The organism is Stenotrophomonas sp. STEN014, assembly GCF_056760315.1.
The window spans coordinates 262271-283845 of sequence record NZ_JBRREN010000003.1; the positions used below are offsets into that span (position 1 = coordinate 262271).

The window sequence follows — 21575 nt, forward strand, 5'->3', positions numbered from 1 at the left end:
GCCTGGTGCGCACCTCGAAGAGAAAGCAACGAATGATTTCGCCACGCCTGCTGTGCGTCGGCCTTGCGTTCGGTCTGATGGCAGCTCCGGCTGCCTGGGCCGCACCGGTCAAGGTTGACGGTTTCACCCATATCAAGTCGATGGACGGCATCGACGAATACCGCCTGGACAGCAACGGCCTGAGCGTGCTGGTACTGCCCAGCCATGCCGCGCCGGTGGTCACCTTCCAGATCACCTACCGGGTGGGGTCGCGCAACGAGGTCACCGGCTCCACCGGTGGCACCCACCTGCTCGAGCACCTGATGTTCATGGGCAGCACCCACTACGACGCCAGCAAGGGCAACAGCGTGGACACCTACCTGGACCGCGTGGGTGCCGGCTTCAACGCCACCACCTCGATGGACCGCACCAACTACTACGCCACCCTGCCGCCCTCGGCGCTGGACGGCTATATCGCCATTGAAGCCGACCGCATGCGCGGCCTGCTGCTGCGCGAGAAGGACCGCCAGAGCGAAATGACGGTGGTGCGCAACGAGTACGAGCGCAACGAGAACAATCCCAACGGCGCGTTGATGAAGCTGATATGGAGCACCGCGTTCCAGGCCCAGCCGTACCATCATCCGGTGATCGGCTGGCGCAGCGATATCGAGAACGTCTCCATCGACAAGCTGCGCGAGTTCTACGACACCTATTACTGGCCCAACAACGCCACCGTGACCGTGGTGGGCGATGTCGAGCCGGCCAAGCTGCTGGCCACCATCGGCAAGGAGTTCGGCAAGGTGCCGCGCTCGCCGCATGCCATTCCTGAGGTCTACACCACCGAGCCGGCCCAGCAGGGCGAGCGCCGCGTGATCCTGCGACGTGCCGGCGAGGCGGGCACGGTGATGATGGCGTTCAAGGCTCCGGCCGGGCTGGATGCGGACATCCCGGCGCTGACCGTGCTGGAGCTGGTGCTGCAGGGTGGCCGTGGCAGCCGCCTGTCGCGCGCCCTGGTCGATACCTCCAAGGCGGTCGGTGTTTCCGGCGGCATGTACCAGCAGCGTGATCCGAGCCTGTTCATGCTCAGCGCGGTGCTGGCGCCGGGCGTCGAGCACGCCGAGGTGGAGAAGATCATCAACGACGAGATCGGCAAGGTCGCCCGCGAAGGTGCCGCTATCGAGGAGATCAAGCGCGTGCTGGGCCCGTACCGTGCCGATGTGGCGTTCCGCCGTGACGGCACCGACCAGGCCGCCGACTCGCTCAACGAGTACATCGCACTGGGTGACTGGACCAAGTACGCCACCTTCCTGGACGAGCTGGAAAAGGTCACCTCGGATGATCTCAAGCGCGTGGCAGGCAAATATTTCAACGCAGACCAGAGCACGGTCGGCTGGTTCGTGCCGGAGAGCAGCAAGTGAAGAACGCAAAGCGCAATCTGATGTTTCCGCTGGTGCTGGCCGCCAGCTTCTGCCTGAGCCCGCTGCTGGCGCAGGCCGGTGTCGCCGACACGGCCGTGCGTGCCGAAGCCGCGGGGGTGGATCTGATCATCTATCCGATGGACGTCAAGGACGTGGTCACCATCACCGGCGCCATGCCGCTGGGGGATGCCTTCATCGCCTCCAAGTCCGACAACCCGGCGGTGCCGACGCTGACGGCGATGCTGCTGCAGGCCGGCACCCTCAAGCGTGACAAGTTCGCTATTGCCGATGCCCTGGACAGCATCGGCGCCTCGCTGTCGATCAGTCCGGGTCCGGCCCGCATCTCGGTCTACGGCAAAAGCCTCAAGCGCGACATGCCGACCGTGGTCGATGCGTTGGCCGAACAGCTGCGCGAGCCGGCGTTCACCGCCGAGGAGCTGGCCAAGGCCAAGGTGCAGCTGGAGGCGGCACTGCGCCAGGCCAGCGAGAACCCGGGCACGATGGCGCGCGAGACGCTGATGCTGAGCATCTTCCCGCGCGGCAGCTACAACGCCCCGGTGCCGCGCGAGGACATGCTCAAGGCGGTGCCGGCGGTGACGCTGGAGCAGATCAAGGCGTTCCACAGCAAGTACTACGGCCCGGAGCACATGACCCTGGTATTCACCGGTGATGTGGATGCCAAGGCGATCGAGCAGGCGGTGACGCACGGTTTCGGTGGCTGGAGCGGCGGGGTGGATTACCTTCGCACCGCACCGGCGCGGATCAAGCCCAGGACCTTCGAGCACAGCATCGCGATGAAGGACAAGTCCAGCACCAGCGTGTTCTTCGGCCAGAGCACCGGCCTGCGCCAGACCGACGCGGACTATGTGCCGCTGATGGTGGGTGTGGACGTGCTCGGCTCGGGTTTCACCGGCCGGCTGATGGCGGCGGTGCGTGCCAAGGAAGGCCTGACCTATGGCATCGGTGGCAATCTGCTGGGCAGTGACTACATGGACGGTGGCTTCGCCATCAGCACCACCTTCGCCCCGGAACTGCTGGACAAGGGCATCGCCAGCACCCGCCGTGAACTGCTGCACTGGTGGAAGGACGGCATCACCGCCGAGGAACTGGCCGGCCGCAAGCAGGCGATGGTGGGCAGCTACCAGGTGGGCCTGGGCAACACCGATGGCATGGCCTCGGCGATCCTGGGCACCGTCGAACGTGGCGTCGGCCTGGAGTGGCTGGACAACTATCCGTCAATGATCGAATCGGTCACCCGCGAGCAGATCAACACCGCCATCCGCACCTACATCGATCCCAAGCAGATGGTGATGGTCAAGGCCGGCACCTTCGGCAAGTGATGGCCTGATTGGCAGACAACAAAGAAAACGCCGGCATTGCCGGCGTTTTCTTTTTCCATCGTCAACCCGCTCAGGCGCGCACGGTATTGGAGATGATCTCCACCCAGTAGCCGTCCGGGTCCTTGATGAAGGCCAGGCTCTTCATCCGGCCATCGCTCAGGCGCTTCTGGAACGGTACGCCCAGCGCCTCGAAGCGGGCACAGGCCGCCTCCAGCTCCGGCACCGACACGCAGATATGGCCGAAGCCGCGCGGATCGTTGTTGCCGTCATGGTAGACCGGACCGTCCTGCTGCTCGGTGCCGTGGTTGTGGGTCAGTTCCAGCACGCCGGGAATGCCGGCCATCCACAGGCGGCGCTGTGCATCGTCTTCGGGTATGGCGGTGCCGGCCGGCACATAGGCCAGGAAGTACAGGCTGAACGCGGCCTCGGGGAAGTCGCGCTGGTCGATCAGCGAAAACCCCAGCACGCGGGTATAGAAGTCCAGCGAAGCGGTGATGTCCTTGACCCGCAGCATGGTGTGGTTGAATACGAAACCGCGGGTTTCAGCCGGCGTGGCGGCAGCGACGCCGGGCTGCTCGCGCAGGGAGGAAAGGCTCATGGAAGCTCCTTGAGGGGGAATGCACAGGGCGCAGGCCTGTATTTTACGTGCGCTTCCCGGTCGCCGGATGACGGCGGCCGTAACCGCCGTCGTCCGGAATGGCATCAGGGATGCTGCGAGAACGCACGGACGCTGCCGTCCATCTGCAGCAGGCCGACGGTGAACGGCTGGCGGTAGCCGTCCGGGGATTCCATGCCCGGCGAGCCGATCGGCATGCCGGGCAGTACCAGGCCGCGCGCCTGCGGACGTTCGGCCAGCAGCTTGCGGATCGCATCGGCGGGCACGTGGCCTTCCACCACGTAACCATCGATCTCGGAGGTATGGCAGGAGTACATGCCTTCGCCGATGCCGAGGCGCTGTTTCACCGCGAGCATGTCGCCGCTGTCGTGGATTTCCACCGGAAAGCCGGCCGCCTGCATGTGTTCGGCCCAGCCGCCACAGCAGCCGCAGTTCGGATCCTTGTGGACTTTCACCAGTGGCAGGCGGTTCTCTGCCGGCGCCGCTGTGGCTGTCCCGGCAGGGGGAGAGGAGGTGCCGGAAGCCGCCGGCGGGGCGGCGTTGCAGGCACTGACCAGCAGCAAGCTGCCGATCAGTACGGCCAGGGGAAACGCTGTTGAACGGATGATCATGGAATCTGCTTCCTGGAGGGCATCACGCGCTGTGCGGAGGTGATGCGGGAGACGGTAGGGAACATGCCGAGGTAGCTGCCGGCAGTGGCGCGGGACGGGCAGCGGAGGCATGCCCGTCCCTGATCCTCAGAACCAGAAGCGCACGCCGGCGACCCAGCGCGATTCGCTGACGTATTCGCCGGCATCGCGATGCAGGTCGGCGGTGTTGCCGAAGACGCGTTCGTGGACGAACCCCACATACGGGGCGAAGCGGCGGCTGAACTCGTAACGCAGGCGCAGGCCCGCCTCCACGCTGCTCAGGCCCTTGCCGACAGCCCGGCGCGGATCGTCATCGGCGACCAGGCTGGCCTCGAGCACCGGTTGCAGGATCAGCCGGTTGGTCAGCAGCACGTCGTACTCGGCTTCAACCACCAGCTCGGCTTTGCGGCTGCCGCCCAGATAGGCCATCGCCGACATTTCGAACTTGTACGGCGCCATGCCCTGGAAGCCGAAACCGGCGCGGGTCAGGTCCGCTGCGTGCCGGTGGTTGTCATGGCGAACGCCGGCCACCGCATCCCACCACGGCGAGACCGCCCGGCCGTACAGCGCATCGACCGACCAGTCGCCCAGCGCGTTGTCACTGCGTTGACCTTCGCTGCGCAGCCACAGCCGGTTGATGTCACCTCCAAACCAGGCATCGATGCCCCACGCCTGGCCCCCGCCATGGGCGTTGTCCCAGGCTTCCAGCTGGTCGAATACCACCAGGCTGTTGAAGGCCGGGGCGTGTTCCATCGCGTGCGGCTTCATTACCGGAAACGCCGCGGTGAAATCGTCCGGCGTCAGCGCCGGGACCGGTTCACGCGGGGTATCGCTGGCGGCTTTCGGCGGCATCGCGTGCCCGGCGTGCGGATCGGCGCCGGGCGCGCTGTGATCCATCGCCGGCATGTCGTGGCCGGCATGTGGGTCGTCCTTTACCGCAGGCGGCATCGTGTACCCGGCGTGCGGATCGGCGCCGGGCGCGCTGTGATCCATCGCCGACATGTCGTGGCTGGCATGCGGGTCGTCCTTTGCCGCAGGCGGCATCGCGTGCCCGGCATGCGGATCGGCGCCGGGCGCGCTGTGATCCATCGCCGACATGTCGTGGCCGGCATGTGGATCGTCCTTTGCCACCGGCGGCATCGCATGCCCGGCGTGCGCATCGTGCGCGCTGGCCTTGGCCTGCGGTTTGCCCTGCCCGGCATGCGGATCCTGGGCGAACGCGCCACCGCTGGTGGCCAGGGCGAGGAACAGCAGGGAGTGGGGAAGTGTCTTCATGCCTCGATCCTCACTTCGCGCATCATGCCCGCTTCCATGTGGTATAGCAGGTGGCAGTGGAAGGCCCAGCGGCCCAGTGCGTCGGCGCGGACGCGGTAGCTGCGGCGGGTGCCCGGCGGCATGTCGATGGTGTGCTTGCGCAGCTGGAACTGGCCCTCGGCGTTTTCCAGGTCGCTCCATACGCCGTGCAGGTGGATCGGGTGCGTCATCATCGTGTCGTTGACCAGCACGATGCGCATGCGCTCGCCGTATTTCAGGCGGATCGGCTCGGCGCCGCCGAACGGGATGCCGTCGAAGTTCCAGGCGAACTTCTCCATGTGTCCGGTCAGGTGCAGCTCGATCTCGCGGCCCGGTTCGCGCCCATCGGGATCGGCGAACAGCGAATGCATCGCGCCGTAGGTCAGCACGCTGCGGCCGTTCTCGCGCAGGCCGATGCCCGGATCGTCCAGCTTCGGTTCGGTGGCCGAGGTCTGCATGTCCACCAGCGGATTGCCGGCCTCGCTGGGCTTGTGCTTCGGCGCCTTGTCATCCGCACCGTGATCGCCGTGGCCCATCGCCGCACCGCAGCCGCCTTCCATGCCCTTCATGCCCATGTTGGCGCCGCAGCCACCCTCCATGCCGGCGTGTCCGCCGTGATCGCCCATGTCATGGCCCATGTCGCTCATGGTCAGCAGCGGCCGTGGGTCAATCGCGGGGATCGGTGCCTGCAGACCCGGCCGCGCGGCCAGCGTGCCGCAGGCATAGCCGGTGCGGCCCATGTCCTGGGCGAAAACGGTGAAGGCATCCTGCCCGCTGGGCTCGACGATCACATCGAACGTCTCGGCCACCGCGATGCGGAACTCGTCCACGCTCACCGGATGGATGTACTGGCCATCGGCGGCGACCACGGTCATCTTCAGCCCGGGAATGCGCACGTCGAAATAGGTCATCGCCGAGCCGTTGATGAAGCGCAACAGCACCTTCTCGCCGTTGCGGAACAACCCGGTCCAGTTGCCGGCCGGCGCGGTGCCGTTCATCAGGTAGGTGTAGGTGTGGGCGTTGATGTCGGAGATGTCCGAGGGTGTCATCCGCATCCGCCCCCACATGCCGCGGTCGGCCAGAGTGTCACGCAAGCCGTCGCGGCGGGCGTCACGCAGGAAATCACCGACCGTGCGCTGGTAGGTGTTGTCGTGCATGGCCATCTTCTTCATGCGCCGGTGCAGCGCGGCCGGATCCATATCGGTCCAGTCCGACAGCAGCACCACATGCTCGCGGTCGTAGTGATATGGCGGCGGCGCCAGCGGATCGACGATCAACGCGCCATATAGCCCTGCCTGTTCCTGGAACAGCGAATGGCTGTGGTACCAGTAGGTGCCGGACTGCCTGAGCTGGAAGCGGTACTGGAAGGCCTCACCGGGGGCGATGCCGTTGAAGCTCAGCCCGGGCACGCCGTCCATGTCGGCCGGCAGCAGGATGCCGTGCCAGTGGATGGAGGTCACATCGTCGGTGAGCGTGTTGGCCACATGGATATCGACGGTGTCGCCTTCGCGCAGGCGCAGGATCGGCGCCGGCAGCGAACCGTTGACGGTGATCGCGCCACGGCTGCGGCCGGTGAAGTTCACCGCCGAACGGCCGATGGCCAGGCTCAACCGGGTGCCGCGCATCTCCATGGGGGGCACGGCCATGGCCGCGGGGGCGCCGGCGAACGCATCGGGGATGCGACCCAGCCCGGCGCCGGCGACCACACCGCCCAGGGCCAGGCCCTGCACGAAGCGGCGCCGCGACAAGGCCGGGCGCGGATCGGAAAGAAAATCGGAGGACATAGGCAACTCCCGCTCACACCGCCACGCATCAACGCGCGGCCGCATGGCCTGAACAGATCAAGAAAGACGTCACGGCGTTGCCATGACGCAGGTGTCCGCTGGGGCGCCAAAGCGCCGGGGTCAGGCGATGGGAGGGCGGTTGAGCTGTGCAGGGGCCGCGTCGTCGCGCGCCTGTGTGGATGCTGATGGCTGCGCGGTTTGCGGAACACCACTGAGAGGCGGCAGGGCCTGCGTCGGCAGCATGTTGCAGTGCTGCATGCAGTCGCAGTGCTTGCCATCGCCGCACAGTTCCATCGGTTGCGGCGCCGTGGTGTCCGCGTGCATGCCGCCTTCATCGTGACAGCAGGCGTGGTCTGCATCCATGGCCATCATCGTGGCCGGCATCGCCATCGCCGTCGCAGCCCATACCGACCCGGTCGCGCTGGCGATCAGGGAAAGGCACAGCAGCAGGGGCAGCAGGATGCGGAGCACGGGAAGCGGCGCTTGAAACAAGGGCGTAACCATAGCACTCGGCGTTGGCGGCCCGCAGCTCCCGGCGCGAAGAGTGGGGGCGAAGTAGAATCGGCTTCAGCTTTCATTGAAGTGGCGATCCATGTCCCAGCGTCATTGGGTGGCAGCGGCCATCCGCAAGATTGAAGCCGACTACAACCGTTCGGCCGATACCCACCTGATTCCGATGGACCTGCCCGGTTTTCCCGGGATCGAGGTCTATCTGAAGGATGAATCCAGCCACCCCACCGGCAGCCTGAAGCACCGTCTGGCGCGCTCGCTGTTCCTGTACGCGCTGGCCAACGGCTGGTTGCGCGAGGGTTGTCCGGTGATCGAGGCGTCCAGCGGTTCCACCGCCGTGTCCGAGGCGTACTTCGCGCGTCTGCTGGGGCTGCCATTCATCGCGGTGATGCCGGCCAGCACCTCGCCGGAAAAAATCGTCGCGATCGAATTCCACGGCGGCCGTTGCCATCTGGTGCAGCGTGCCTGCGACCTGAATTGCGAATCCGAGCGGTTGGCGCGCGAGACCGGTGGCCACTTCATGGACCAGTTCACCTACGCCGAACGGGCCACCGACTGGCGTGCCAACAACAACATCGCCGAGTCGATCTTCAAGCAGATGGCCGAAGAGCCGCATCCGGTGCCCGAGTGGATCGTCTGCAGCCCCGGCACCGGCGGCACCGCCGCGACCCTGGGGCGTTATGTCAGCTATCGCCGGCATGACACACGGATCCTGTGCGCGGACCCGGAAGTGTCGATTTTCTACGACGGCTATTGCGCCGCGCTGGAAGGCAGGCCATGGCGTGAACTGACCTGTGCGGGCGGCTCGCGGGTGGAGGGCATCGGCCGGCCGCGGGTGGAGTCGAGCTTCATCCCGACCTGCGTCGATGCGATGGTGAAGGTGCCCGATGCGCTGAGCCTGGCGGCCATGCGCCATGTCAGCGCGACGCTGGGGCGCCGTGTCGGCGGTTCCACCGGCACCAACTTCATCGGCGTGCTGTATGCGGCCCAGCAGATGCGTGCGGCCGGCCGCGAGGGGTCGATCGTCACCATCCTGTGCGACGCGGGCGAGCGCTACGCCCACAGCTACTACAACCCGGACTGGTACCGGGCGCAGGGCATCGAGGTGCAGCAGGCCGATGCGCTGATCGCCGCGGCGGTGGCCGGGCAGCCCTTGCCGCCATTGCCTTGTGCGTGGCTGGAACCGTCGCCATATAACGGGTGATCCCGGCAGTGGCCGGGCATGTATTGACGGAGCTCCCGATGACCAACCCGCTACTCGATTTTTCCGGCCTGCCGCGTTTCGATGAAATCCGTCCGGAGCACGTCGGCCCGGCCATCGATGCACTGCTGGCCCAGGCCGAAGCAGCCGTGAAGGCGGCGGAAACCGTTTCGCCGCTGAGCTGGGAGGCGTTCGTGGTGCCGCTGGACGATGCCACCGAGCGCCTGTACCGCGCCTGGGGCCAGGTCAGCCATCTGCAGGCGGTGGTGAATACCCCGGAGCTGCGCGAGGCCTACAACGCCAACCTGCCCAAGGTCACCCGTTTCGGCAGCGCGCTGGGCCAGAGCCTGGCGCTGTTCGCGCAATACAAGGCGCTGGCGGCCACCCCGGAGGCCGCCGGCTACGACGCTGCGCGGCGCAAGGTGCTGGACAACGCCTTGCGTGATTTCCGCCTGGGCGGGGCGGAACTGGACGAGGCCGGCAAGGCGCGTTTCAGTGCAATCCAGGAAGAACTCTCGGCGTTGTCGGCGAAGTTTTCGCAGAACGTGCTCGATGCCACCGACGCCTTCGCGCTGTACGTGGAAGACGAAAACGAGCTGGCCGGGTTGCCGGCCGAGGTGGTCGCCGCCTGCCGCGCGGCGGCGCAGAAGGAGGGCAGATCCGGCTTCAAACTGAGCTTGCAGATGCCGTGCTACCTGCCGGTGCAGGCCTATGCCGACAACCGCGCGCTGCGCGAGAAGCTGTACCGCGCCAACGCGGTGCGCGCCTCCGAACTGGGCGATCCGGCGCTGGACAACAGCGGCCACATCGACCGCATCCTCGTCCTGCGCACCGAGCTGGCGGCGCTGCTGGGGTTTGACAGCTACGCGGCCTATTCGGTGGCCACCAAGATGGCCGAGAGCCCGGCGCAGGTGCAGACGTTCCTGCAGGATCTGGCCAATCGTGCCAAGCCCTATGCGCAGCGCGACCGCGCCGAACTGGACGCCTTCGCCCGGGACGAGTTGGGCCTGGCCGCGCTGGAGGCCTGGGACCTGAGCTACGTCTCGGAGAAGCTCAAGCAGGCCCGCTACAGCTATTCCGAGCAGGAGGTGAAGCGGTACTTCACCGAACCGGCGGTGCTGGCCGGCCTGTTCGATGTCATCCAGCGCCTGTACGGGCTGACGGTGCAGCCCGACACCGCGCCGGTGTGGCATGAGGATGTGCGTTTCTACCGGCTGGTGGATGCCGATGGCACGCTGGTGGGGCAGTTCTATCTGGATCTGTATGCGCGCGAAGGCAAGCGCGGCGGGGCGTGGATGGACGATTGCCGCAACCGTCGCCACACCGCCGTCGGCGTGCAGACGCCGCTGGTGTATCTGGTATGCAATTTCGGCCGTGGCGCTGCGGGCAAGCCGGCGACCCTGAGCCACAACGAAGTGACCACGCTGTTCCACGAGATGGGGCATGGCCTGCACCAGTTGCTGACCCAGGTGGGAGAGCTGGGCGTGGCCGGCATCAATGGCGTGGAGTGGGATGCGGTGGAACTGCCCAGCCAGTTCATGGAGAACTTCTGCTGGGAGTGGGAGCACGTGCAGGCGATGAGCGCGCATGTGGACAGCGGCCAGCCGCTGCCCCGGGCGCTGTTCGAGAAGATGCTGGCGGCGCGGAACTACCAGAGCGGCATGTTCACCGTGCGCCAGCTGGAGTTTGCGCTGTTCGACATGCAGCTGCACAGCGGCTTCGATCCGGCCGATGACAGCGTGCTGCAGCTGCTCGAACGGGTGCGCCAGGCGGTGGCGGTGAACTTCCCGCCGGCCTGGAGCCGCTTCCCGCACCAGTTCAGCCACATCTTCGCCGGCGGCTACGCGGCCGGCTACTACAGCTACAAATGGGCCGAGGTGCTCAGCGCCGACGCCTACGCCGCTTTCGAGGAGGCGCCGGGGCGACTGGCCGATACCGGTGCCCGGTTCCGCGCCGAGGTGCTGGCGCGCGGCGGCAGTCGCAGTGCCGCGGAGAACTTCCAGGCGTTCCGGGGCCGTGCACCGAGCATCGATGCGCTGCTGCGGCACAACGGCATGGCTGCCTGAATCCCGCCCTGCGCGCGGCCGGTCCGCGCGCCGCAACCGGCTGGTCAGAGGCGGCGTTGCGCGGCAAGCTGTGCCACCGGACTTTTCCCGTATCGACGCCATGCCCCGGCTTGTTACCCGCATCGCTGCATGTGCCGCCATCATTGGTGTCGTGCTCTGGTTCCAGCCACGCATCAACGAACCGGCCGCCCAGGTCAGCAACGGCCTGAACCTGCGCAGCGCGCCGGACCCGCGTGCCGAACGGCTGGCGGTGCTGCCGGTGGGCACGACGGTGGAGGTGCAGCGCTGCCTGGATGACCTGCAGTGGTGCAACGTGCGGGCGGGCGGCAAGAGCGGCTGGGTCGCGGCCGATTACCTGATCGCGCGCAGTGACGGCAAACGGGTCCGGTTGGCCGAGGCCGGCAAGGAGCTGGGAGTGGTGATCGAGACCGCGCGACCCGGTGGTTGAGCGCCGGCGGCACCGGTCAGTGCAGTGTGCAACCCGCCGACGGGATTTCATTTCTCCGCAATCACGTAAAAAAACAGCCGCTTTCGCGGCTGTTTTTTTGGCATCAATACCGCAGCGGCTTCACACCCGGCCGAAGATCAGCGTGGCGTTGGTACCGCCGAAGCCGAAACTGTTGGACATCACCGTATCCAGCGTCGCGTCCCGGGTCTGGCGCAGGATCGGGAAACCTTCCACACGTTCGTCCAGGGTTTCGATGTTGGCCGAGCCGGCCATGAAGCCGTCGCGCATCATCAGCAGGCAGTAGATCGCCTCGTGCACGCTGGCCGCGCCCAGCGAGTGGCCCGACAGCGCCTTGGTCGAGGACAGGGGCGGTACCGACTCGCCGAACACCTCGCGCACCGCACCCAGCTCGGTCACATCGCCCAGCGGGGTGGAGGTGCCATGGGTGTTCAGATAGTCGATCGGACGGTCCAGGCCTGCCATCGCCATCTTCATGCAGCGCACCGCGCCTTCACCGGACGGCGCGACCATGTCGGCGCCGTCGGAGGTCACGCCGTAACCGACCAGCTCGGCGTAGATCTTCGCGCCACGGGCGATGGCGTGGTCATAGTCTTCCAGCACCAGCATGCCGCCGCCACCGGCGATGACGAAGCCGTCGCGGTTGGCGTCATACGGACGCGAGGCGGTGGCCGGGGTTTCGTTGAAACCGGTGGACAGCGCGCCCATGGCGTCGAACATCACGCTCATCGACCAGTGCAGGTCCTCGCCGCCACCGGCAAACATCACGTCCTGGGCGCCGTGGCGGATCAGGTCCGCCGCCGCGCCAATGCAATGGGCCGAGGTGGCGCAGGCGGCCGACAGCGAATAGCTCAGGCCCTTGATGCTGAACGCGGTGGCCAGGTTGGCCGACACGGTCGAGCACATCGTGCGCGGCACCATGTACGGGCCGACTTTGCGCACGCCGCGGTTGCGCAGCAGATCGGCCGCTTCCACCTGCCATTCGCTGGAGCCGCCACCGGAGCCGGCGATCACGCCGGTACGCACGTTGCTGACCGTCGCCTCGTCCAGGCCGGCATCGGCGATGGCATCGCGCATGGCCAGGTAGCTGTAGGCGGCCGCATCGCTCATGAAGCGCTTGAGCTTGCGGTCCACCTGCGCGGTCAGGTCGATGTCGACCTTGCCGCCCACCTGGCTGCGCAGCCCGGCTTCGGCGTGGTCGGGCAGGGCGACGATGCCGGGGCGGCCTTCGCGCAGGGCGCTGGAGACGGTGTCCAGATCGTTGCCCAGGCAGGAGGTGATGCCCATGCCGGTAATGACGACGCGACGCATCAGAAGCTCTCCGTCGAGGTGAACAGGCCGACCTTCAGGTCCTTGGCGGTGTAGATCTCGCGCCCGTCCACCAGCATGCGGGCATCGGTCTGGGCCATCACCAGTTTGCGGTTGATCACGCGGGAGACATCGATTTCGTACTGCACCAGCTTGGCGCTGGGCAGCACCTGGCCGGTGAATTTGACCTCGCCACAGCCCAGCGCACGGCCGCGGCCTTCGGCGCCCAGCCAGGTCAGGTAGAAGCCGGTCAGCTGCCACATGGCGTCCAGTCCCAGGCAGCCGGGCATCACCGGATCACCGATGAAGTGGCAACCGAAGAACCACAGGTCCGGGCGGATATCCAGCTCGGCGCGGATCAGGCCCTTGCCATGGGCGCCACCGTCCTCGCGGATGTCGGTGATGCGGTCGAACATCAGCATCGGGTCGTTGGGCAGGCGGCCCTTGTTGGGGCCGAAGAGTTCGCCGCGCGCGCTGGCCAGCAGCTGGTCACGCGAGAACGTATGCAGACGGGTCATCCGGGGTAATCCAAAGCCAGGAGCGAGTCGCCGAGCATGCGGCAGCAGCAGCGTTCAATCAAATGTTTTAACTGGACGGTTGCGTATGTTCGGCGCAGTTAGCAGCCGTTCGAGGGCTGTTGCGAGTCGTTTTAAAATGCACAATTGTGAGGACAAGTGTGCATTTAGCGACAGCAGCTATCATGTTGGCGACCGTTCCGGACTGTTGTCGTGGCCCAGCTTCGCAAGATCATCCATGTGGACATGGACGCCTTCTATGCGTCGGTGGAGCAGCGCGATGACCCCGGATTGCGCGGGCGGCCGGTGGTGGTAGCGTGGAAGGGGCCCCGGTCGGTGGTCTGTGCGGCCTCCTACGAGGCGCGCACCTTCGGGGTGCGCTCGGCGATGCCGGCGTTGCGGGCCGAACGGCTGTGCCCGGACGCGGTGTTCGTGCCGCCGGACTTCGCCCGTTACAAGGCGGTGTCGCGGCAGATCCGCGCGATCTTCCTGCAGCACACGCCGCTGGTGGAACCGCTGTCGCTGGACGAGGCCTATCTGGATGTGACCGCCTCGCCCAGCTGCGGCGGCATCGCCACCGACATCGCCCGCCTGATCCGCGCGCAGATCCGCGAGACGACCGCGCTGACCGCCTCGGCCGGCATCGCCCCGAACAAGTTCCTGGCCAAGATCGCCTCGGACTGGCGCAAGCCCGATGGCCAGTTCGTGGTGCCGCCGTCCAGGGTGGAGCAGTTCCTGACGCCGTTGCCGGTCAACCGCGTGCCGGGCGTGGGCAAGGTGATGGAAGGCCGGCTGGCGGCGCTGGGGATCGCCACCGTCGGTGATCTGCGCGGACTGCCACTGGAGCAGCTGCAGGCGCTGTTCGGCAGTTTCGGCGCCCGACTGTACAAGCGGGCGCGTGGGATCGATGAGCGCCCGGTGGAACCGGACCAGCCGGTGCAGTCCATCTCCTCGGAGGACACGTTTGCCGAGGATCTGCCGCTGGGCCAGTTCGACGAGCTGATCACCCAGCTGGCCGAGCGCACCTGGCGCGCCACCGGACGCACCGAGCGGATTGCCCATACGGTGGTGCTCAAGCTCAAGACCGCGCAGTTCCGCATCCTTACCCGCAGCTTCACCCCGGACTCTCCGCCCGGCTCGGTGGAGGAGCTGCGCGATATCGCCCTGGCGCTGTGCCAGCGGGTGCAGCTGCCGCCGGACACGCGCTACCGGCTGGTGGGGGTGGGCCTGTCCGGCTTCCGTGATCGTGCCGAGGTGCTGCTGCAGGGCGATCTGTTCCGCACCCCAGCGCTGGACTGAGCACGTCGGGCCCTGTATCGGGGCGCCGCTACAATCGACGGTTTTCTGCGTGAGGAGTGTCAACAACGTGGCCACGTCAGCGGTGATTTTCGATCTGGACGGAACCCTGGTGGACAGCGCCGGCGATATCGCCGAGGCGGTCAACCGCTGTCTGGAGGAGCTGGCGCTGGCGCGCGTGCCTGAGGCGCGGGTGCGCAGCTGGATCGGCGAAGGCGTACGCAATCTGGTGGCCACCGCGTTGCGGCACGCCGGCAGCGACCGCCCGCTGGAAACGGTGATGCCGGCCTTCATGCGCCACTACCACGCCTGCCTGCTGCGCAGCCCGCGCCTGTATGCCGGCGTGCCGGAAACGCTGCAGGCGCTGCGCGCACGCGCCCTGCCGATGGCGATCTGCACCAACAAGCCGGCGGCGCTGGTACCGCCGCTGCTGGCACATCTGGGGATCGCGGAGTTCTTCACCCATATCGTCGGCGGCGACAGCCTGCCGCAGCGCAAACCTGCGGCCGAGCCACTGTTGCACGCCGCCGCACTGCTGGGGCAGCCGGCCGGTGCGTGCCTGATGGTGGGCGATTCGGCCACCGATCTGGGCGCGGCCAACCACGCGCACATGCCGGTGGTGCTGGTGCGCTACGGCTATCCGCGGGATCTGGACCTGGATGCGGCCGGCGCACTGGCGGTGATCGACGATCTGCGCGAGCTGTTGCCCCTCGTCTGAGCGGCTGCGTCGCGGCACCGGGTTTTCGGGGCAGTCGCCGCAACAAAAATGCCCCGGTGCGAACACCGGGGCATCGTCGTATCAGCGGAGTGCTCCGCCTCAGTTCTTGCTGTTGTAGCGCAGGGTCAGCTGGTACTCGCGGCCGGGCTGGTTGTACCAGGCCACGGTTTCATAGTCGCGGTCGAACACGTTGGCGGCCTTGGCCTGCAGGCTCCACTCGGCGTTGATTGCGTATTCCACTCGGACATCGACGGTACCGTAGCCGGCCAGACGCACGCTGTTGGCGGCGTTGTCGAAGCGGTGGCCGCTGCCGGCCGCGGTCACGCCCAGACGCAGCGGGCCGAAGCTCTTGTCCACGTCCAGGCGGCCGCTGGTGCGCGCGCGGCGGGCCAGCAGGTTGTCGTAGGTGGCCGCGCCGGCGGTGTGGTCGCGCGGGTCGGTGAAGCTGGCCTGGGCGTTGAGGTCGAAACCGGCCAGCGACAGGTAGCCGGTCAGCTCGGCGCCGCGGATGCGGGCTTCGGCCACGTTGACCAGATCGAAGTTGCTGTCATAGCCGATCAGCTGGTCGATGCGGGTTTCGTAGGCGTTGAAGGTCCAGTTCCAGGTGTCGGCGTACTGGGCGATGCCGAGGTTCAGGCTCTTGGATTCTTCCGGCTTCAGGTCCGGGTTGCTGAAGCCCGGGTAGTACAGGTCGTTGAAGGTCGGTGCCTTGAAGCCGGTGCCGGCGCTGGCGGTCAGGCGGAAACCATGACCGAAGGCAAAGCCGTAACCCAGACTGCCGGTGGTGTGGTTGCCGAACTGCTCGTTGTCGTCGTTGCGCACGCTGGCCTGCAGCGAGTGGGCGCCGAAGCCGCCCTGGTATTCGACGAACATGCCGGTGTTGTCGCGGTTGTCCACATCGAACGCGGTGGTGCTTTCGATCCGGTCCTGCTGCCAATCGGCGCCGGCGCTGATCTGCTGGCCTTCGCCAAACTTGATGTCGCCTTGCACGGCGGCGGTGTCGCGACGGGTGTTGAACACGCTGGCCAGGGTGCGCGCGCCGCCGGCCGCGAAGTAGCTGTCGGCCTGGTCGCTGCTGCGGCCGAGCTGCGCGCTCAGGCGGAAGCTGTCCGAGGGCGCCCATGCCAGCTTGCCGCCGTAGACCTGCTGGCGGTTGTCGGCTTCGTTGCCGCCGAAGATGCTGCCGTCGTACTCGTTGAAGCTGTCCGAGTTCAGCATGTGGCCTTCCAGGCTCAATGCCTCGCTCAGCGCATAACCGCCGCGCACGTTGATCGAGGTGTTGCGGTAGCCGTCACGGTCCGGCTCATCGGCATAGCAGCCCGCGCCCCAGCCGGCGGCGGTGCCGCGGCAGGCGTTGATGCCGTCGGTGCTCTGGTAGCCGCCCTGGGCGGAGATCCAGCCGCGTTCGCCGCGGTTGCTGAAGCCGGCACTGGCCTGGCGCAGGTTGTGGCTGCCGGCGGTGAGCGCCAGATTCTGCTGCAGGCCCTGGCCGGCGGCGCGGGTGAAGATCTGGATCACGCCGCCAATGGCTTCGGAGCCGTACAGGCTCGAACGCGGGCCGCGCACGATCTCCACGCGCTCGATCTGGTCGACCGGCAGGTCCTGCAGGGTCGGCATGCCGTTGGTGGCCGAACCGATGCGCACGCCGTCCACCAGCACCAGCACCTGGTTGGAGTTGCTGCCACGCAGGAACAGCGAGGTGATCTTGCCGGCGCCGCCCTGGTTGGCGAAATCCAGGCCGGCCCGGCCGCGCAGCAGTTCCAGCAGCGAGCTGGCCTGGCTGCGGTCGATCTGCACGCGGTCGATCACCTGCACCGGCACCACGCTGTTCTCGATCGAGACCGGGGTACGGGTGGCGGTGACGGTGATGTCATCGAGTCGGGTCGGAGCCGGCTCGGTCGGCGCGTTCTGCGCGGCGGCAACGTCCGGCAAGGCCAAGGCAAGGGCGAGGGAAAGGGTGTGGTAAGACAGTTTCATGGAAGCTCCTGGACCTGCGCGCTCCCGCGCAGGCGGATGGGGAAGGCTGCCAGAAGAGGGAAGAAGACGGAGGTCGCGCACACGGCGCTACAGCCGCCGCCATGCCCTCCGCATCGCAACCAGTCGGCTTCCGGGCCGGTCTCCGGACTCGCAGGCGAGGCAGCCGAGGCTGCTTCCGACCAGGCGCCTTCCCGTGCCATGCACAGTGGCGGTGTTGCCTGGTCTTGTCCTGCTTACCGTTGCGGGGGCAGTGCCGGAATGGCGGACGGCTGGAATTCCAGCAGGGCGCGGCACCGGCTTCCCGTTTCAACCGTCCGGCAAGGCCGGCCGGTCACCCGAAAGTGCGCGCATTCTATGCGATCACCGCCAGGCCTGCGCAAAAGGCCGGCAACCGCGCCTGGACGGTTAAAATGCGCGATTGCATCGCAGTATCGGAACAGTCGTGACAGAAACGTGGTTCGGGCAGGCCTGTGGGCAGCCTTCGCAGGAACACCGCCAACGTGCCATCGCCCGCCAGCGGCAGCTGACCAAGCCCGAGGGCGCGCTGGGCCGGCTGGAGACGCTGGCCATCGAACTGGCCGCGCTGCAGGCCGCTGACCGGCCGCAGGCCGCGCAGGTGCCGGTGATCGTGTTCGCCGGCGACCACGGGGTTGCCGCGCGCGGGGTCTCGGCCTATCCGGCCGAAGTCACGGTGCAGATGCTGCACAACTTCGCTGCCGGGGGCGCGGCTGTCGCGGTGCTGGCGCGTGAGCTGGGCCTGCCGCTGCATGTGTGGGATGTGGGCAGCCGCGCGACCGCCCCGATCGCCGGAGTCGTCACCGACAAGGCCCGTCACGGCACCGCGGATTTCAGCACCGCCGAGGCGATGTCGGAAGTCGAATTGCGTGCCACTTTCGACGCCGGCCGGCGCGCGGTGGACCCTGTCTGCGCCGGCGGCGCGGACCTGCTGGTGCTGGGGGAAATGGGCATCGGCAATACCACCTCCGCCAGTGCTCTGGCCGCGGTGCTGGGGTCGTTGCCGCTGGAGGAGCTGGTCGGCATCGGCACCGGGCTGGACGCGGTGCGCATGGTGCAGAAGAAGAACATCATCGCCCGCGCGCTGGCCCTGCATGGCGAGGCGATCAACGCCGCGGCATCACCGGGCTGGGAAGCGCTGCGCCGCGTCGGCGGGCTGGAGATCGCGGCGATGAGCGCGGCGATGATCGCCGCCGCACAGCGCGGCGTGCCGGTGCTGGTGGATGGCTTCATCGTCTCGGCCGCCGCGTTGGCCGCGGTGCGCATCAATCCCGGGGTACGGCCGTGGCTGCTGTTCTCGCACCAGTCGGCCGAGCGCGGGCATGTCCGCCTGCTCGAGCTGCTGCAGGCGCAGCCGCTGCTGCAACTGGATCTGCGTCTGGGCGAAGGCTCCGGCGCGGCGCTGGCCTTGCCGCTGGTGCGCATGGCCTGCGCGCTGCACAACCAGATGGCCACGTTTGAAGAAGCGGCCGTGGCCGATCGTGACGGCCGCCGATGATCCTGGATCTGATGCGGCACGCGTCCACCGGGCGCCAGGGCTATCTGGACGGCCGCACCGACCCGCCGCTGGTCGACGGCGCGATGGAGGCGTTGCATCGCTGCCATGCCGGCCTGGACTGGAGCCGGGTGATCGCCTCGCCGCGCCGCCGCGCGCTGGATACCGCGCACGCGCTGCTGGCCGGCACCGACCAGTTCTGCGAGATCCATCCGGACTGGGCCGAGCTCGACTTCGGCGACTGGGACGGTCGTCATTTCGATGAGCTGCCGGCCGAGCAACTGGCCGGCCTGTATGAAGAGCCGCACGAGGTGATGCCACCCAATGGCGAGTCGTGGCAGCAGTTCCAGGCGCGCGTGGAACTGCAGTTGCAGCGGTTGATGGACGAGGACGACGGCGATGGCCGGCCGGTGCTGGTGGTCAGTCATGCCGGCGTGTTGCGGCTGGCGATCTCGCGCATCTGCGGCATGCCGTTGTCGCTGCTGTGGGCGCTGCGTATCGACTACGGCACCCGCGTGCGGTTGCGGGTGGAGCGCGGCGAGGACGGCCGGCTGTGGGGCGAGCTGCTGGAGCTGCGCCAGCCATGAGCGTGCGCCGGCTGATCCTGGCCATCCAGTTCCTGACCCGGCTGCCGACGCCGCAGGTCAAGGACTTCCGCCAGGAGGACCTGAGCCGTTCGGCCGTGTACTACCCGCTGGTGGGTGCGCTTATCGGCGTGCTGCTGGCGCTGCCGCTGTATGCGCTGGGCGAGCGGCCGTGGCTGGCCGGCGCGCTGACCCTGTTGCTGTGGGTGTGGGTGACCGGCGCGCTGCATCTGGACGGGCTGGGCGATGTGGCCGACGCGTTCGGCGCGGCGCATCGCAACCCGCAGCGTTTTCTGGAGGTGCTCAAGGATCCGCACATGGGCGTGTTCGGCGTGGTCACGCTGGTCATGCAGCTGCTGCTCAAGTTCGTGCTGCTGACCGAACTGGCCGCCAGTCCCGCCTGGTTCGGCATCGTGCTGGTGCCGGTGTGGGCGCGCTGGGGCACCTTGTGGTGGAGCCAGCGGATTCCGTCGTTGCATGGCGATGGCATGGGGGAACGTTTTTCCTGGCAGCTGCGGCCGGCGGCGATGTGGCTGTGGGCGCTGTTGCTGGCGGCGCTGACCGGGGTCTGTGCGTGGCCGCTGCTGCTGGCGTTGCTGCTGGTGCCGCTGGTCGCCTGGTACTGGCGGCGCGCGCTGGGCGGTATTTCCGGCGACTGTCTGGGCGCCAGTGTCGAGGTGGTCGAAACCCTGCTGTTGCTGGCGCTGGCGCTGTGGCCGGGCAGCGCGCTACCGTTCTGGGCGTGAGACGTCAGTCTTCGCTGAAACGGATTTCCGCGGTGCGGTCCGATTCGGCTTCCGCCGGCTCCGCGGGGGGCAGGCGGGTTTCGTGCACCGGCCCGGCGGCCTGAGTGCCGCGCGCGGCCGGCAACTCGGCCAGGGCCGCTTCGTATTCGGCGACCAGCTGCTGACGGCGGGCTTCGGGCACGTCCTGCCAATGACAGTCGACCAGCGCGCCTTCCAGCGAATACAGCAGATTCAGGCTGGGCTTGAAGCCGGCGCGGCGCACTTTCATGAACGCCGCCACCGGACCGGCGGCGACCAGGTCCTGCTGGCTGCGCAATCCCACCTGACGCAGCCATGCGGCGCTTTTCGGGCCGATGTTGCGCAGCTTGGTGGTACTCACGCCAACGACTCGACGAAGACCTGGGCGATGGCTTCCAGGCCGTGCTGGTCCTCGGCATCGAAGCGCGCGGTGACCGGGCTGTCGATATCCAGTACGCCGATCAGCTGGCCGTTATGCAGCAACGGCACCACCAGTTCCGAACGCGAGGCCGAATCGCAGGCGATATGGCCGGGGAACGCATCCACATCATCGATGCGCTGGGTCTGGCGGCTGCTCGCCGCCGCGCCGCAGACGCCCTTGTGCAGGGGAATGCGCACGCAGGCCGGCAAGCCCTGGAAGGGCCCGACCACCAGTTCGGTGCCATCGTAGAAATAGAAACCCGCCCAGTTCAGCTGCGGCAGCGCGTGGTAGATCAGGGCTGACAGATTGGCGGCATTGGCGATGCGGTCGCGTTCGCCCTGCACCAGTGCACGGGCCTGGGCCAGCAGCTGGGCGTACTGTTCCGGCTTGCTGCCGGTGAGGGAGGAGGTATTGAACATCGTATGAGTCTAGCGCCTGCGGGGGCACCGATTGTGCCAGCGGCGACAACGCTGTGGCTGGAATATGTCCGGCGGCTTGGCGATGGCGGGCGCTCACGGGCGGCGGCCGCTGCCATTGCGTTGCCTAAATGGATACCCGGTCGGCATCCCCGGGCGGACGAGGTGGCCCGCGTTGGGGTGAGCCTGCGGGCTCGCAGGTTCAGGGAGTCCGGGTGCCCGCGTGGCGGTGCGTTCGAAGGGCTCGGGCACCGGTTCCCTGCGCATATCGCCGGGGTGCAGACTCCGTACACATCTGCCGGCTGGCGGCGGCCCGTAGTGGTTGCAGGTGGCCGGCCTGCTGAAAAACGCGGGGCGCCTGCGCAATCTGGCGGTTTTCGCCGGGTCGCCGGCAGGCGTCCCTCAGGGGCCGCGGTAGCTGCAGCCGGAGGTGCAGGTCTCGTGCACGGTCACTTCGCTCAGCAGCGGCAGCGCCGGCTTCAGGCGCTCCCAGATCCACATCGCCAGACGCTCGCTGGTCGGGTTTTCCAGGCCGGGAATGTCATTGAGGTAGTGGTGGTCGAGCTGGTCGTACAGCGGTTGGAAGGCGGCTTTCAGATCGCTGAAATCCATGATCCAGCCGGTGTCCTCGCCCGGTTCGCCGCTGACCTTGAGTTCAACGCGGAACGAATGGCCGTGCAGGCGCGAGCACTTGTGGCCGGTCGGGACGTTGGGCAGCCGGTGGGCGGCCTCGAGGGTGAAAACCTTGAAAATATCCATGGCTT

21 protein-coding genes and 1 riboswitch are annotated in these 21575 nt (G+C 67.4%); of the genes, 10 read left to right on the top strand and 11 right to left on the bottom strand.

Annotated elements, in window-relative coordinates; genetic code table 11:
• Positions 1-32 precede the first annotated feature (32 nt).
• Both ACVOMC_RS06185 and ACVOMC_RS06190 read left to right on the top strand, forming a co-directional pair.
• The gene (locus ACVOMC_RS06185; protein WP_481523244.1) at positions 33-1397 is read left to right on the top strand and encodes a M16 family metallopeptidase; all 1365 of its coding nucleotides are present in this window, start codon (positions 33-35) and stop codon (positions 1395-1397) included.
• Positions 1394-2737 (top strand): M16 family metallopeptidase, encoded by a 1344-nt coding sequence (locus ACVOMC_RS06190; RefSeq protein ID WP_481523245.1) that lies wholly within the window; start codon positions 1394-1396, stop codon positions 2735-2737. Before ACVOMC_RS06185 ends, ACVOMC_RS06190 begins: the two co-directional genes overlap by 4 nt.
• Positions 2738-2807: 70 nt before the next feature.
• Here ACVOMC_RS06190 and gloA read toward each other — a convergent pair whose 3' ends face one another.
• From gloA to ACVOMC_RS06215, 5 genes are all read right to left on the bottom strand, one after another.
• Entirely contained in the window at positions 2808-3335 is a 528-nt protein-coding gene (gene gloA / locus ACVOMC_RS06195; RefSeq protein ID WP_481523246.1) for a lactoylglutathione lyase, read from the bottom strand.
• Between the two features lie 104 nt (positions 3336-3439).
• The gene (locus ACVOMC_RS06200; protein WP_481523247.1) at positions 3440-3964 is read right to left on the bottom strand and encodes a DUF411 domain-containing protein; all 525 of its coding nucleotides are present in this window, start codon (positions 3962-3964) and stop codon (positions 3440-3442) included.
• A gap of 126 nt (positions 3965-4090) precedes the next feature.
• Positions 4091-5257 carry a copper resistance protein B gene (locus tag ACVOMC_RS06205; RefSeq protein ID WP_481523248.1) on the bottom strand — a complete coding sequence of 389 codons (1167 nt, stop codon included), beginning with the start codon at positions 5255-5257 and terminating at the stop codon, positions 4091-4093.
• On the bottom strand, positions 5254-7059 hold the full coding sequence (locus tag ACVOMC_RS06210) for a copper resistance system multicopper oxidase (RefSeq protein WP_481523249.1): 1806 nt from the start codon (positions 7057-7059) through the stop codon (positions 5254-5256). The genes ACVOMC_RS06205 and ACVOMC_RS06210 overlap by 4 nt, the downstream gene beginning before the upstream one ends.
• A gap of 120 nt (positions 7060-7179) precedes the next feature.
• Positions 7180-7530 carry a CopL family metal-binding regulatory protein gene (locus tag ACVOMC_RS06215; RefSeq protein WP_481523250.1) on the bottom strand — a complete coding sequence of 117 codons (351 nt, stop codon included), beginning with the start codon at positions 7528-7530 and terminating at the stop codon, positions 7180-7182.
• Positions 7531-7651: 121 nt separating this feature from the next.
• On the opposite strand from ACVOMC_RS06215, the gene ACVOMC_RS06220 reads away from it, so the two are divergent.
• From ACVOMC_RS06220 to ACVOMC_RS06230, 3 genes are all read left to right on the top strand, one after another.
• Positions 7652-8773: a PLP-dependent cysteine synthase family protein gene (locus ACVOMC_RS06220; protein WP_481523251.1), complete on the top strand. Its 1122-nt coding sequence runs from the start codon at positions 7652-7654 to the stop codon at positions 8771-8773.
• Positions 8774-8811: 38 nt separating this feature from the next.
• The gene (locus tag ACVOMC_RS06225; protein ID WP_481523252.1) at positions 8812-10836 is read left to right on the top strand and encodes a M3 family metallopeptidase; all 2025 of its coding nucleotides are present in this window, start codon (positions 8812-8814) and stop codon (positions 10834-10836) included.
• A gap of 100 nt (positions 10837-10936) precedes the next feature.
• Positions 10937-11284, top strand: coding sequence for an SH3 domain-containing protein (locus ACVOMC_RS06230; RefSeq protein WP_481523253.1), 348 nt, complete (start codon positions 10937-10939; stop codon positions 11282-11284).
• Positions 11285-11404: 120 nt separating this feature from the next.
• On the opposite strand, the gene fabB is transcribed toward ACVOMC_RS06230, so the two are convergent.
• Both fabB and fabA read right to left on the bottom strand, forming a co-directional pair.
• A complete protein-coding gene (gene fabB, locus ACVOMC_RS06235) occupies positions 11405-12613 on the bottom strand; it encodes a beta-ketoacyl-ACP synthase I (protein WP_481523254.1) in 1209 nt (402 codons plus the stop codon).
• Entirely contained in the window at positions 12613-13128 is a 516-nt protein-coding gene (fabA, locus tag ACVOMC_RS06240) for a 3-hydroxyacyl-[acyl-carrier-protein] dehydratase FabA (protein ID WP_481523255.1), read from the bottom strand. Before fabA ends, fabB begins: the two co-directional genes overlap by 1 nt.
• Positions 13129-13338: 210 nt before the next feature.
• Here fabA and dinB point away from each other — a divergent pair, with 210 nt between their 5' ends.
• Positions 13339-14424, top strand: coding sequence for a DNA polymerase IV (dinB, locus tag ACVOMC_RS06245; protein WP_481523256.1), 1086 nt, complete (start codon positions 13339-13341; stop codon positions 14422-14424).
• Positions 14425-14473: 49 nt separating this feature from the next.
• Positions 14474-15139: a phosphoglycolate phosphatase gene (gene gph, locus ACVOMC_RS06250; protein ID WP_481523257.1), complete on the top strand. Its 666-nt coding sequence runs from the start codon at positions 14474-14476 to the stop codon at positions 15137-15139.
• A 99-nt stretch (positions 15140-15238) separates the two neighbouring features.
• Here the strand turns inward: gph and btuB are convergent, their stop codons facing one another.
• Positions 15239-17116 (bottom strand): TonB-dependent vitamin B12 receptor, encoded by a 1878-nt coding sequence (btuB, locus tag ACVOMC_RS06255; RefSeq protein ID WP_481523258.1) that lies wholly within the window; start codon positions 17114-17116, stop codon positions 15239-15241.
• Positions 17117-17232: 116 nt separating this feature from the next.
• A riboswitch (cobalamin riboswitch) is annotated at positions 17233-17470 on the bottom strand.
• Positions 17471-17558: 88 nt separating this feature from the next.
• Between btuB and cobT the strand changes: the two genes are divergently transcribed.
• From cobT to cobS, 3 genes are read left to right on the top strand one after another with little or no spacing between them, the layout of a single operon-like run.
• Positions 17559-18629 carry a nicotinate-nucleotide--dimethylbenzimidazole phosphoribosyltransferase gene (gene cobT / locus ACVOMC_RS06260; RefSeq protein WP_481523259.1) on the top strand — a complete coding sequence of 357 codons (1071 nt, stop codon included), beginning with the start codon at positions 17559-17561 and terminating at the stop codon, positions 18627-18629.
• Positions 18626-19213, top strand: a complete 588-nt coding sequence (locus ACVOMC_RS06265; RefSeq protein ID WP_057506364.1) for a histidine phosphatase family protein — start codon at positions 18626-18628, stop codon at positions 19211-19213. The genes cobT and ACVOMC_RS06265 overlap by 4 nt, the downstream gene beginning before the upstream one ends.
• Positions 19210-19956, top strand: coding sequence for an adenosylcobinamide-GDP ribazoletransferase (gene cobS, locus ACVOMC_RS06270; RefSeq protein WP_481523260.1), 747 nt, complete (start codon positions 19210-19212; stop codon positions 19954-19956). The genes ACVOMC_RS06265 and cobS overlap by 4 nt, the downstream gene beginning before the upstream one ends.
• A gap of 4 nt (positions 19957-19960) precedes the next feature.
• Here cobS and ACVOMC_RS06275 read toward each other — a convergent pair whose 3' ends face one another.
• From ACVOMC_RS06275 to queD, 3 genes are all read right to left on the bottom strand, one after another.
• Positions 19961-20335, bottom strand: a complete 375-nt coding sequence (locus ACVOMC_RS06275; RefSeq protein ID WP_481523261.1) for a TfoX/Sxy family protein — start codon at positions 20333-20335, stop codon at positions 19961-19963.
• Entirely contained in the window at positions 20332-20814 is a 483-nt protein-coding gene (locus ACVOMC_RS06280) for a GAF domain-containing protein (RefSeq protein WP_481523262.1), read from the bottom strand. Before ACVOMC_RS06280 ends, ACVOMC_RS06275 begins: the two co-directional genes overlap by 4 nt.
• 399 nt (positions 20815-21213) lie before the next feature.
• Positions 21214-21570 carry a 6-carboxytetrahydropterin synthase QueD gene (gene queD / locus ACVOMC_RS06285; protein WP_481523263.1) on the bottom strand — a complete coding sequence of 119 codons (357 nt, stop codon included), beginning with the start codon at positions 21568-21570 and terminating at the stop codon, positions 21214-21216.
• Positions 21571-21575: the final 5 nt, after the last annotated feature.

Excerpts from the sequence above, each read along its gene's own strand:
- ACVOMC_RS06185 (WP_481523244.1), top strand. The coding sequence starts at position 33 with ATGATTTCGCCACGCCTGCTGTGCGTCGGCCTTGCGTTCGGTCTGATG.
- gloA (WP_481523246.1), bottom strand. The coding sequence starts at position 3,335 with ATGAGCCTTTCCTCCCTGCGCGAGCAGCCCGGCGTCGCTGCCGCCACG.
- ACVOMC_RS06200 (WP_481523247.1), bottom strand. The coding sequence starts at position 3,964 with ATGATCATCCGTTCAACAGCGTTTCCCCTGGCCGTACTGATCGGCAGC.
- ACVOMC_RS06205 (WP_481523248.1), bottom strand. The coding sequence starts at position 5,257 with ATGAAGACACTTCCCCACTCCCTGCTGTTCCTCGCCCTGGCCACCAGC.
- ACVOMC_RS06210 (WP_481523249.1), bottom strand. The coding sequence starts at position 7,059 with ATGTCCTCCGATTTTCTTTCCGATCCGCGCCCGGCCTTGTCGCGGCGC.
- ACVOMC_RS06220 (WP_481523251.1), top strand. The coding sequence starts at position 7,652 with ATGTCCCAGCGTCATTGGGTGGCAGCGGCCATCCGCAAGATTGAAGCC.
- ACVOMC_RS06225 (WP_481523252.1), top strand. The coding sequence starts at position 8,812 with ATGACCAACCCGCTACTCGATTTTTCCGGCCTGCCGCGTTTCGATGAA.
- ACVOMC_RS06230 (WP_481523253.1), top strand. The coding sequence starts at position 10,937 with ATGCCCCGGCTTGTTACCCGCATCGCTGCATGTGCCGCCATCATTGGT.
- fabB (WP_481523254.1), bottom strand. The coding sequence starts at position 12,613 with ATGCGTCGCGTCGTCATTACCGGCATGGGCATCACCTCCTGCCTGGGC.
- fabA (WP_481523255.1), bottom strand. The coding sequence starts at position 13,128 with ATGACCCGTCTGCATACGTTCTCGCGTGACCAGCTGCTGGCCAGCGCG.
- btuB (WP_481523258.1), bottom strand. The coding sequence starts at position 17,116 with ATGAAACTGTCTTACCACACCCTTTCCCTCGCCCTTGCCTTGGCCTTG.
- ACVOMC_RS06265 (WP_057506364.1), top strand. The coding sequence starts at position 18,626 with ATGATCCTGGATCTGATGCGGCACGCGTCCACCGGGCGCCAGGGCTAT.
- cobS (WP_481523260.1), top strand. The coding sequence starts at position 19,210 with ATGAGCGTGCGCCGGCTGATCCTGGCCATCCAGTTCCTGACCCGGCTG.
- ACVOMC_RS06280 (WP_481523262.1), bottom strand. The coding sequence starts at position 20,814 with ATGTTCAATACCTCCTCCCTCACCGGCAGCAAGCCGGAACAGTACGCC.
- queD (WP_481523263.1), bottom strand. The coding sequence starts at position 21,570 with ATGGATATTTTCAAGGTTTTCACCCTCGAGGCCGCCCACCGGCTGCCC.